Source organism: Arcicella sp. GW458-12-2-14-TSB2, assembly GCF_059423785.1.
In genome coordinates this window covers 1-10,998 of sequence record NZ_JBWKYN010000193.1, presented here as the reverse complement: position 1 = coordinate 10,998, position 10,998 = coordinate 1, and the positions used below count along the sequence as shown (strand labels likewise).

The 10,998-nt window shown below is 35.9% G+C and carries 11 protein-coding genes; 4 read left to right on the top strand and 7 right to left on the bottom strand.

The window, feature by feature from the left end; all coding sequences use genetic code 11:
* From AC07XN_RS20750 to AC07XN_RS20740, 3 genes are all read left to right on the top strand, one after another.
* Nucleotides 1-840: AAA family ATPase (locus tag AC07XN_RS20750; protein WP_494744426.1), on the top strand; the 840-nt coding region annotated here is incomplete at its 5' end.
* Between the two features lie 7 nt (nucleotides 841-847).
* Entirely contained in the window at nucleotides 848-1,489 is a 642-nt protein-coding gene (locus AC07XN_RS20745) for a retron system putative HNH endonuclease (protein WP_494744425.1), read from the top strand.
* Nucleotides 1,490-2,926 carry an ATP-dependent DNA helicase gene (locus AC07XN_RS20740; RefSeq protein ID WP_494744424.1) on the top strand — a complete coding sequence of 479 codons (1,437 nt, stop codon included), beginning with the start codon at nucleotides 1,490-1,492 and terminating at the stop codon, nucleotides 2,924-2,926.
* Nucleotides 2,927-2,928: 2 nt separating this feature from the next.
* On the opposite strand, the gene AC07XN_RS20735 is transcribed toward AC07XN_RS20740, so the two are convergent.
* Entirely contained in the window at nucleotides 2,929-3,615 is a 687-nt protein-coding gene (locus AC07XN_RS20735) for an NUDIX hydrolase (protein ID WP_309919507.1), read from the bottom strand.
* A 137-nt stretch (nucleotides 3,616-3,752) separates the two neighbouring features.
* On the opposite strand from AC07XN_RS20735, the gene pyrE reads away from it, so the two are divergent.
* Nucleotides 3,753-4,391: an orotate phosphoribosyltransferase gene (gene pyrE, locus AC07XN_RS20730; RefSeq protein ID WP_309919504.1), complete on the top strand. Its 639-nt coding sequence runs from the start codon at nucleotides 3,753-3,755 to the stop codon at nucleotides 4,389-4,391.
* 279 nt (nucleotides 4,392-4,670) lie between these two features.
* Here the strand turns inward: pyrE and dprA are convergent, their stop codons facing one another.
* From dprA to AC07XN_RS20700, 6 genes are all read right to left on the bottom strand, one after another.
* On the bottom strand, nucleotides 4,671-5,789 hold the full coding sequence (dprA, locus tag AC07XN_RS20725) for a DNA-processing protein DprA (RefSeq protein WP_494744423.1): 1,119 nt from the start codon (nucleotides 5,787-5,789) through the stop codon (nucleotides 4,671-4,673).
* 50 nt (nucleotides 5,790-5,839) lie between these two features.
* Nucleotides 5,840-6,208, bottom strand: a complete 369-nt coding sequence (locus tag AC07XN_RS20720; RefSeq protein WP_323250382.1) for a MerR family transcriptional regulator — start codon at nucleotides 6,206-6,208, stop codon at nucleotides 5,840-5,842.
* 86 nt (nucleotides 6,209-6,294) lie between these two features.
* Entirely contained in the window at nucleotides 6,295-7,143 is an 849-nt protein-coding gene (locus AC07XN_RS20715) for a nucleotidyl transferase AbiEii/AbiGii toxin family protein (RefSeq protein WP_309919494.1), read from the bottom strand.
* Nucleotides 7,115-8,125 carry a type IV toxin-antitoxin system AbiEi family antitoxin gene (locus AC07XN_RS20710; protein WP_494744422.1) on the bottom strand — a complete coding sequence of 337 codons (1,011 nt, stop codon included), beginning with the start codon at nucleotides 8,123-8,125 and terminating at the stop codon, nucleotides 7,115-7,117. Before AC07XN_RS20710 ends, AC07XN_RS20715 begins: the two co-directional genes overlap by 29 nt.
* A gap of 74 nt (nucleotides 8,126-8,199) precedes the next feature.
* The gene (locus tag AC07XN_RS20705) at nucleotides 8,200-9,087 is read right to left on the bottom strand and encodes an oxygenase MpaB family protein (protein ID WP_494744421.1); all 888 of its coding nucleotides are present in this window, start codon (nucleotides 9,085-9,087) and stop codon (nucleotides 8,200-8,202) included.
* Nucleotides 9,088-9,201: 114 nt separating this feature from the next.
* Nucleotides 9,202-10,836 (bottom strand): GH35 family beta-galactosidase, encoded by a 1,635-nt coding sequence (locus tag AC07XN_RS20700; RefSeq protein WP_494744420.1) that lies wholly within the window; start codon nucleotides 10,834-10,836, stop codon nucleotides 9,202-9,204.
* Nucleotides 10,837-10,998: the final 162 nt, after the last annotated feature.

Genomic DNA, 10,998 nt, shown 5'->3' with positions numbered 1-10,998 from the left:
CCTTTAAACAGTAATCCATTTGAAGATGCTCTGGATTTTTCAAAATCAACAAATACTGATTATTTACTCAATTGGATTGGAAATTATCTTATGAAATCAGCTTTGGCTATTTCACAAAATGAGCAACTGAAATCTCAAAAAATTGTTGAATCTGTATCAAAAATATATGAAGTAATTGAAACTATTATTGAAAAAGAAGTTCGTTTCAAATTAGATGAAGACCTTCAAGTTGTAATAATAATAGATGGAGTTGAACAACACTTTAATACAATTCCTGATGGTGTAAGAAGTATTGTTTCGTGGGTGGGAGATTTAATTATGAGATTAGATAGAATTCCGTGGAATAACGAAATAGATATTTTCGACCGAAACTTCATCCTCTTCTTAGACGAAATAGAAGTACATCTTCACCCAGCTTGGCAACGTAAAATTTTGCCTGTCGTTCAAAAACTCTTTAAAAATGCGCAGATTTTTATTTCTACGCATTCTCCTTTTGTAGTGGGTTCTGTAGATGGTGCTTGGGTGCATAAATTAAAGAAAGAAGGTCCTTATGCAGTTTTGGATGGCGAGCCGGTTTTAACAGAAGATGCTGAAAGCTACGATACTATTTTAGAAGAAGTTTTTGGTATTAAAGAGCGATATGGTAAAGACATTGAAATACTACTCAAAGAATTTAGAGAAATCACCAGAGAAATTTTAAAAGGTAATGAAGTAAGGTTGGAAAGGTGGCAACAAATTATTTCAATCTTTCAAAATCAAACTAGACCTGACGAAATTATGTCTCTTATTACTCCACAGATACATCAAATTAACAGAATTCGTAAACAAGTTATCGCCTAGTGTTCAAATGTATAAAATAACTAGAAGTCCTGCATCAGAACCTCAAATACTAAAAGAGAAATCAAAAGAATGGACTGAAAAATTTCTCAAAAAAAGACAACAAAATCCTACACACAAACTGAGTTGGAGAAAAGGCGCTACAAATTATCATGATGAAATTGTAAAGGCTCTTGGTAGCTTAACACACAATCATTGTTCATATTGTGATAAATATCCGCTTGATGAAAGAGGTAAAATAGACCTTCAAATAGATCATTTCAAACCTATTAGTAAACCTGAATTCACAAGACTAGCATACGATTGGACAAATCTATTCCTAGCTTGTGGAGGATGTAATAAACCTAAGTTGGCTCAATATAGCGATTTGATTTTAAGACCAGATGCTGACGATTATAACCCAAGTGATTATTTTCTTTTTGATACAAGCTCAGGCGAAATATTAATAAATGAAAGAAATGGAATAGTACATACAGAACGAGCAAAAGAAACTATAAAAGTTTTTAATTTAAATGATAAAAGTATTATTAAAATGCGATTAAGAGCTATTCGGAATTTCAAGAGAGAAATGTCTAATCCAATAGAGGAATTTGATATTAACGATTACGATTACCGAAATTTCATTGAAGAACTCCTATATATTTTTGAATAAATGTCAATAGAAAAACCCACCCCCTCCTTCTTACTACGCCAAAAGTTCCCCTTTGAACCTACCAATGGGCAATTAGACCTTTTCCTGAAAATGGATAAATTCATTCCTAATCAAGACGATTTTGGTCCTTTATGCTTTTTGTTGAAGGGTTATGCTGGTACAGGTAAGACTACTGTGCTAAGTACGATTATGAAGGTGTTGCCTAAATTTGGATACAAGGCTATCCTCCTTGCTCCTACGGGGCGTGCAGCTAAGGTGATGGGTAATTATTCCAAAAACAAAGCCCTGACAATACATAAAAAGATTTACAGACAAGTAGCTAATCAATACACGGGTAGTTTGGAGTTTCAATTACAGAATAATTATGCGACCAAAACTATTTTTATTATTGATGAGGCCTCTATGATTTCGGATGATGCTGAATTTGGCACTCCTGGGTTATTGACCGACTTGATGAAATTTATTTTTACACATCCTGAGACAGATTATAATTTCAATAAAGTGATTTTTGTGGGCGATACCGCCCAATTACCTCCTGTGGGTAAATTGATGTCTCCTGCCCTTGAAAAAGGGTATATGGAGGGTCAGTTCCATGTGGGTGTGATGGAACAGGAATTAACCGAAGTAATGCGTCAGGATGCAGAATCAGGCATTTTGTTTAATGCGACCAATCTGCGTGATATTCTAAAAGACGAAAAACCTCAAATTAGTTTTAATACAAAAGGTTTTAAGGATTTCTTTAAAATGACAGGGGAGAAACTGGAAGATGGTTTAAATTATGCTTACCGAAAGTTTGGTCGTGAAAATACTATTATCCTGACACGCTCTAACAAAACGGCTGTGCAGTATAACCGTTATATTCGTCAGCAAATCTTTTCGATGGAAGATGAATTATCGACGGGCGACTTACTCATGATTGTTAGGAATAATTATCATTGGCTTGCGGAGGATTCGCCTGCGGGCTTTTTGGCCAATGGCGATTTCGTGGAGGTGATGAGAATCAGGGGTATCGAAGAAATGCATGGTTTTAGGTTTGCTACGCTTACCCTCCGACTGCTTGATTATGAAGACCATCCGACCATCGATGCCAAAGTAATGTTGAGTACGCTTTATACCAACACATCTGCGATGTCTAAAGATGAAAACAAAGCCTTGTATGATTCTGTTTCGGCTGATTATGCCCACATAGCCAGTAAAAAACACAGAAACGAAGACATCAGGAAAGACCCTTATCTGAATGCCTTACAGGTGAAATTTGCTTATGCCCTTACCTGCCATAAGTCGCAAGGTGGACAATGGAATGCTGTTTTTGTTGAGCAAGGTTACCTGACGGACGAAAATATCAACGAAGACTTCATCAGATGGCTTTACACGGCTGTCACCCGTGCAACCCATGAAGTATTTCTATTGAATTTTCATACAGACTTTTTTGATTGAGGCTATTTTTCTTCTCCTTCGTAAAAGTATTTTTTCAAGACAAAGCGAATAGAATAATAGGAATTAATCATTGCGGTATGGATTTGTTTTCTATCCATCCACTCTAGTTTTTCAATGCCTTCCTCCAACTGAGGTTTCATTTTGCCAGCATCAATCAGCTCCATTGAATACCATTTTGTTTGTTTCAAAATAGCTTCGTTTTTGTAAGTATAAGTGTGGTAAGTAGTACAGATTTTTTCATCTAATTTGGCTTTTACATTACATTCCTCTTCTACTTCACGCACGGCAGCTACTTTGAATGATTCGCCTTTATCGAGTTTACCTTTGGGCAAGTCCCATTTTTTCAAACGATACATCATCAATACTTTGCCATGCTCATTTCTCACTACGCCCCCTGCTGCTCGCACAACTTTGTATTGAGATTTGATTTGGTCTTCAGTAGCATCTTTATTCTCTGAAACTAACGTGATCGATTGTAAGTTAGGAAGCTCTTCGTTTTTTAAAATAGTAAATAACCTAGAGACCGTCGGAGAAAGCACATTGATAATCAATACGTGTCCTTGTAGACTATTGGCTTTAATGGCTTCTAGCTGAGCATCTATTAAGTGGTCAAATTCTGTTGATGTGAGTGCTTGGGCTTTCTTTTTCCCAATGACCTTGATAGGTCTTTCGTTAATGAAAATTATCATTTTTAGTTTGATTGTTCCCTAATGATTTGCTCGTGAATTAAAATGAATATTTATATTTCATCGTAAAATTAAACTTTTGTTACGAAACATTACTGAGAGTTTTTAATTTTGCACATAGATTTAACAAAAACCCCAAAATGGCACAACGTACTCTTGCAGAAACAGTCGCTTCTATGTTACTTGAAGTTAAGGCTGTTCGACTAAGCCCCGACCAACCTTTCAAATGGGCATCTGGCTGGAACTCACCTATTTACTGTGATAATAGAATCACACTTTCGTATCCAAAAGTGCGTACTGCTATCAAAAATGGGCTTGCATCGGCTGTTAAAGCTTATTGGAGCGATGTTGATATTATTGCTGGCGTTGCTACGGCAGGTATTGCACAAGGAGCATTAGTAGCAGATTGGCTCGACCTTCCTTTCTGTTATGTTCGTCCTGAACCTAAAAAACATGGCATGGGCAACCAAATTGAAGGAAAAATTAAAGCTGGCCAAAAAGTAGTTTTGATTGAAGACCTAGTATCAACAGGTGGCAGTTCTTTAAAAGCTGTTGATGCTTTGCGTGAAGCTGGAGCAAACGTATTAGGAATGGTTTCTATTTTCACGTATGGCTTTGAGATAGCAGATAAAAATTTCGCTGAGAAAAACTTGAAAGTGTATACTTTGAGTAATTATGAAACACTTATCAAAGAAGCGGTAGCTAAAAACTACGTTTCTGAAAGTCAGCAAATTACTTTGCAAGAATGGAGACATAATCCTTCGGAATGGAAAGTATAGTAATGTTCTATCGAGCTGGCATTTATTTTATATAAAATATGAGTCATCTCGAATATCTCTTAAAATAGGGTGGTTTAACAAAATAGCCTCGTAGAGGTGATATATCGGTAGCCTCCATTGCGGTAAAAATGTAAACAACATTTCTCTTCTAGCCCCATCGGGGCGAAATATTTCGCCCCGATGGGGCTAGAAGGGCTTAATAAAATTTTACTACTACCGATATAACGTTCCTAACGGAACTATAATCTACAAATCCGAAAGCTGAAGCCCAAAAGCCGATTACCGCATTGAAATAGCATATTTCTTCCCCGGCAAGGATTTAAGCACACCTTGAAATTCCAAATTCAATAATAATGACGATAATTTGGCAATATGAATCTGAGACTGCCACGCCAATACATCTATTTCCATTACCTGATTTTTATGGAGCAATGCCATCACCTGACTCTCATCGTCAGTAAAATTGGTCAAGTCTAATGTATTTTTGAAGCTATTGCTTTTCTCATGCCCTGCTAAATCCCAATTCAACGTTTCAACGACATCCTTGATACTGGTATAAATCTCTGCCTTTTTTTCTTTGATTAGCTTATTACAACCTTCTGAAAAAGATTTGCCTAGCTGTCCCGGCACTGCGAAAATATCACGATGGTAATTATTGGCATATTCTGCCGTAATCAAAGCTCCTCCTTTTACGGCGGCTTCAATGACAATTGTCACATCCGACATTCCAGCTATTATTCTATTTCTTTGTGGGAAAAATCTTGGGTCAGGTTGAACGCCAAACATCTGCTCAGTAAGAATCCCGCCTGTTTCCTGCATTTGAATAGACGTGTTTTTATGCTGATAAGGATAAATAAAATCGATACCACTAGCCATTACGCCCAACGTAGGAACATCGTTTTTCAAGCAAGCCTTATGAGCTACGATGTCTATCCCATAAGCCAATCCACTGATTACTAAAGGATTAAAATCTTTTAAATCTTCAACTAATTCTTCCGTAACATTTCTGCCATATTCAGTACATTGCCGAGTGCCTACTATGGCCACTGTCTTGGAATGGTTCAAATTGGCATTCCCTTTATAATACAATAATACTGGCGCATCATAAAGCTGTTTTAGGCGGTTCGGGTAGTTTTTATCGGTATAAAACAGCAAATCAACCTGTTGTCTATCTGCTTCTTCAATGATGGCAAATGCTTTGTCTAGCACAGACTTATCTTGAAGATTCAGGGCTAATGTTTTACCAATATTCGGGATTTTAAGTAGTTTGGAAACAGGTGTTTTAAAGACTTGCTCGGCAGAGCCACAGTAGCTAATAAGTTGACGAATAAGCACATCACCGATTTTAGGAATCAAGGTTAGTGCAACCTGATAGGGTAAATTTTCTTTTGTAGACATATTAATAAGGTAGAATTTGATAAACTTTTAAGGCACTTTAACTATTAAGGTCAACTATCAGCTAGTTTTTCCGACTCCTCGTTTGGCTCATCCATCGCTTCTCGGAGACTCTTCATAAATTTTTTAATTTCTGTTAACTTATCAATAATTGCTTGGTTCTCTTGTTTTTTACGTTTCTGATGCTCTAATGCCCTTTTCGCTCCTTCAATCGTATATCCTTGATTTTCAACCAAATCCACAATCTCTTCGAGATGTTTGATATCCTCTTGCGTATATTTTCTATCGCCCGAGCGGTCACGTTTTGGTTCAAGCGTTGGAAATTGCTCTTCCCAAAAACGAAGTTTAGAGATATTCATATCAAACATCTGTGCAACTTCCGAAATTGAATAATATCTTTTGGTTAGGGCAATACTTTCCATTTAATAAACAAATAAACAAAATAAGGATTTAATAAACATTACAAAGATAGAACTTTTGTATAACACTTGACGGAGTAACTAAAAGTTTAACTTATTTCTCTAATTCCCCTCAAAAGTTCATCCAAAATTTCTTTCCAAAAACTAATATTGGTATTGGGTATTTGCGTAACTAATATTCTCAACATATAACTTTCTTGGCTGAGTATAATTTCATCCTCAATAATTGTTTGTATCCTATTATCAAGTGCTTGAGACAATGCCAAAATATTTCGCATTTCTCGTCCTAATACTCTTGCTGCAATATATTCTATTCCTAAATCCTCATCAAATAAATCTTGATGAAAATCATAGATATCATCACTGGCTATATCGAAATAGTTTTTTAAAATCATTCCAATATCCACAATATCTTTTCCTCTATCTTCTGGACGGTCGTTGAACGCGATAAATTTTAAAATTACAATTCCTTCTAACTTTGCTAATTTAAAGACCAATCCATTTTCATTCACTTTAATGACTCCTCTTTCAAAAACCTCCTTAATTCCTACCACATCTATTTCAGGAAAAGCCCGACTATTTAAAAAAACTTTCCCATCCTGTTCAACCGCTCCAAATGGCAACAAATCAATTTGAATACCATGAGCATCAAATACTAAAATAGGATTTTCGCTATGAATCGTAAAGCCTTCTGATGCTACTAAATACTCTTTTATTGCTTCAAATTTTAAATTATCAGCAATTTGAATCGCTATATCAATATCTTTAGTCCCTTTGGTCTCTATGTTTTGTTTTGAAAACCAATAATCTCTAGCCAAAGCCCCAATGACATAAAAATCAATTCCGATATTAATAAAGGCTCTTTCAAAAGCTTCAAAAACACTCCTTAAGGTTGTTGTTCTTATTTCGTCATACCTTATTTTGAATGAATTTTTCATGGATTTTCTGTGCAGTTTCTTGATTTCTATAATCTGTAGAATTTATTAAATCGGCATAGACTAATAAAGGACTTACTGTTTGAGTAGTACTTTCATCCATTTTTGCAAATGAATGAAATACGTCAATATTTCCTAAATTATCAGGAACGAGCCTATATTTTTTCATAAGTTCACTTCTTCCATCTTCTGTATAAAGTGTAAGATTTGTAGCCCTTAGATAGTCTGTCAAGATTTCGGCAGCAGCTTCTCCCCCCCACTTACTTTTATTATCTAATACAATATCTTTCCAGCCTACATTAGCTAAGCTTCTATATTTTCCAATATACAAAGTTGGTTTAAGTTTTGCATCATATTCAATCACCCAACGTTCAAATAATTTTGGAATATTTGACAAATAATCCTTTTTATCATCAAGTGGAATAATAAACCCTAAGTTTTTTAGGGTTTGAATAGTTTTATGCACTGTGTCAAGACTAACTTGAGCGACCTCCGACATTCTACGATAAGTTGTCTGTAAAAGAGCAGGATGTTCAAGCAAATGAAACACAAGTTTTAAACCATTTTTTGTCAATGTTTTCTTTACAGAAGGACTATTCCTTTCATAAAGTTTTGATGGATTTATTTTATTATTTTCAACAAAATAAAAGACATTCGGATATTTAATATAAGCATTCCCAGTAATCTCTAAGTAATTAATATGCAATGCTCTTAACTTCTTGCGTAAATCAGGAATGATGCTTTCTGCAATTACGATAAAATGCTCATGCTCATTATTCTGCAATAATATCTTTGCAATATGAGCATTTTGTAGTTTGGTTTTTATCTCAACTGATAAATTTATTTCTTGGTTATTTTCTTTATCTTTTATCGTTAAAAATCCATCTATTTTATCATCCTTGCTAGGTTGAAATGTCGCTTCTAAATGACTTATTTCTCCCAAAGTATCTATTGCCAAATAGGCTATTTCATGTTGATTCTTCATTTTGTTCGGATTTAATACATTGTTCTAAATAAACGAACAAGATAAATTTACCGAACAAAAAAGACTTTTGCAAATTATTTCTTCCGCGTTAAATATTCAGGGCCAAGGGTTTCTATCGTAAACTCGTGGTTTGGGTAGGTTCGATAATAAGTATTGGATATTTCTGTAGGGTATTTTTTAAACGTAATATATTTTAAAAATTGTTTCCTTAGCTGAAAGCTGACATGGAGCAATCCACAGAATAGCTCAGAGGGTTTCTTGTAACCAAAGGCTTCTCGTAGTTTGTCATTAATCAAGGCTGCGAAAACAGGTTTTACCGCAAACCTCAAAAAGCTTGGAAACCAATTGGCAACAATCTGTATAGTAGCATCTGCAATTACTTCATTACTTTTAGCATAACAAAAATGTTGTTCTTCATATTGTGCAGCAAACAATTTTAAAGCAGCTAAATCTTCGGGAATATTTACTAAGTTCATGCGTTTGGCTACTTCTTTAAAAAAGAGGAATAATGCCAACTGCTCGTTTTTAGTCATTTTTCGCCAACCATTTGTTTCCATCCAATTGATGGGGTAAAACACGAAGGTGGATAATACCAATAGATAATCGTCGTTGGCAATACGATAATGACCGTGAATTTTATTCATCTGTGCAATTGCCCTCTTGCCTAATTCGCTATCATAGCCTGCTTGCATAAATTGGGCAATCAGGATACCCGTATCGTCATATCTTTTTTGTCCTCTTCGCTCAAACTCTCCTGTCTTTTGCAACAATCCCGAAATACTCGGACTAGCATAGGTATGAAACAGGGCTAATTCCAAGGCACGTACCATGTCAAAAGTAAATTCATAAGCCGTCAATAAATACACTATTCGTTGATGATCTTTGACAGCATCAAGCGCATTGATTTCTACTTGAATAGCGGAATCTCGAAAGATAAAGGCTTTTTTAGCATAGCTTTTCATGATGATAGCGTGGTGACTCTTTATGTGATAAAAGTTAAAAACAGAAAACCTCAAGGTCTAGCAAATTTAGCTATTCTTGAGGTTCTCTAAATGTTTATACTCTTTTATTCCCCCTTATTTATACAGATAAAGCTGAAGCTGTTGGATTTCATAATCTCCAACTGCTATTCTCAAGTGCCTACCTTGGTGTGTTTGGTCGCCATTTAAGTGGCGTAATGTTTTCCATGTGTTATTTTCAAAAGTTCCTTCATCTATTTTCAAGATGCCGACGTGCCCAGCTTCTTTCTCTACGGGCTTAAAAGTAACCACAACGCCCGACCCTGCTACATAAAAGGTATTTTCACCTGTCTGGATAATCATGGCGCTCGTCGTAGGCCATTCTGCTGATTTTGCCTCTGGTGACCATCCTAAAGTATAATCATGTCGGAAAGTAAACTCATATTTTCCAATTGTTATAATTGTCTCAGTATTTTCCTTATCCAACAATACGGCATCTATTTTCCCTTGTCCATGATAACGGCTAATCGTCGGCATTAACTTATTCATCATCTCATAGCCTTTACCAAGCGGTTCTTCTTTGGGTTTAGCAGTTGACTCAATCGAAAAAGGAGAAAAGCCTAAGGCTTCATAATGCCCTATGGCATATAATGATTTTGCCATGACAGTAGCATCAAAGCGATGTTCGGGGATAAATAAAGCTTCGCCTTTTCTGGTGTATAAATCATTCCAATGCTTAAAATCAGGATTGTAAAAATCGGGAGATAATAAATCAATCGCAGGGGCGGCGGCTTTCCAAACATCAATGATATGAGGAAGTGGTCCTGCACTTGGATAACCACTCCCCGGTTCTTTTCCGGGTCTGTTTAGGGCGGCATTTACAAACATTGGCAAAGGATATATTTTCTTTCCTGCCTCTGTAATGGTATTGGTAAATTTGGCAAAATACCAAGCCATAAAAATTTCATCCGTTTGTAGACTTTTCCCGAAAATATCTTCCCAATTGCCCGTAGTTTTAAATCCATTCTTTTTCCATCTTTCCAACAATTCAGGGGCTAAACCTTCACGATTTTGCGATAGATAATTCAGCAATGGAACAGGTACGTCTTGCTTGAAAGCTTCGTTTGCCAAAGGGTGATAATCGCGAGCGGAGGGCAACATTCCTATTTCGTTTTCTACCTGAATCATAATGACTGTTTGCTCTTTGCTGTCAAATGCCTTGATAAAGGTCATTAGTTTTTCAAAGGCCTTCAAGTCTGCTTGCAGGTTGTTATCACTAAAAGGCGTTAAGATTTCCTGACTCTGGTTTTTATCGTCTTTGGCTCTTGGATAGGTCTCTTGATTCAGTTTGACCCATGCTGGCGCATGACTCGACATACTATTTTTCCATGAACCAAACCATAGAAAAACAATTTTAGTTTGGTGTTTACGAGCTTCGGTAATGAGTTGTTTTAGCAGATTATAATCAAAATGACCTTTCTCTTTTTCCAGTAATTCCCAATACACGGGTACCAAAACGGTATTCAGGTGCATTGCATTCAGTTTTGACCAAATAGGCTTCATATTTTCGATGGTCGAAGCAGACGAATTGCCTAATTCTCCTCCAAGCATGATAAAAGGCTTTCCATTGACGATTAATTCAGTGGTTTTATCTTTTTTCTGGAGGTGCGGAAGCGTGGCTTGTCCCCTACTCACTTGCTGAATAGTAGCCGTAAGGATAAACAATAGGACGGATTTTCTGAATATATGCATAAGGTAAGGCTATAATGTTTGAATGTGGGATGAATGATTTAAAATCTAAAATTGTGGTTTTAGAGCGAGTTTCAATCCATATTCCTAGCGAGGGACTTATTAGCTTTCATAAAATAAACGTTCTTTGATTTTTTGAGTAAATTTCATTACAAATATTTCCAA

Coding starts and splice junctions, on each gene's coding strand:
- dprA (WP_494744423.1), bottom strand. CDS start 5,789: ATGTCTACAAAAGAAAATTTACCCTATCAGGTTGCACTAACCTTGATT.
- AC07XN_RS20735 (WP_309919507.1), bottom strand. CDS start 3,615: ATGATAATTTTCATTAACGAAAGACCTATCAAGGTCATTGGGAAAAAG.
- pyrE (WP_309919504.1), top strand. CDS start 3,753: ATGGCACAACGTACTCTTGCAGAAACAGTCGCTTCTATGTTACTTGAA.
- AC07XN_RS20710 (WP_494744422.1), bottom strand. CDS start 8,125: ATGAAGAATCAACATGAAATAGCCTATTTGGCAATAGATACTTTGGGA.
- AC07XN_RS20740 (WP_494744424.1), top strand. CDS start 1,490: ATGTCAATAGAAAAACCCACCCCCTCCTTCTTACTACGCCAAAAGTTC.
- AC07XN_RS20700 (WP_494744420.1), bottom strand. CDS start 10,836: ATGCATATATTCAGAAAATCCGTCCTATTGTTTATCCTTACGGCTACT.
- AC07XN_RS20705 (WP_494744421.1), bottom strand. CDS start 9,087: ATGAAAAGCTATGCTAAAAAAGCCTTTATCTTTCGAGATTCCGCTATT.
- AC07XN_RS20720 (WP_323250382.1), bottom strand. CDS start 6,208: ATGGAAAGTATTGCCCTAACCAAAAGATATTATTCAATTTCGGAAGTT.
- AC07XN_RS20745 (WP_494744425.1), top strand. CDS start 848: ATGTATAAAATAACTAGAAGTCCTGCATCAGAACCTCAAATACTAAAA.
- AC07XN_RS20715 (WP_309919494.1), bottom strand. CDS start 7,143: ATGAAAAATTCATTCAAAATAAGGTATGACGAAATAAGAACAACAACC.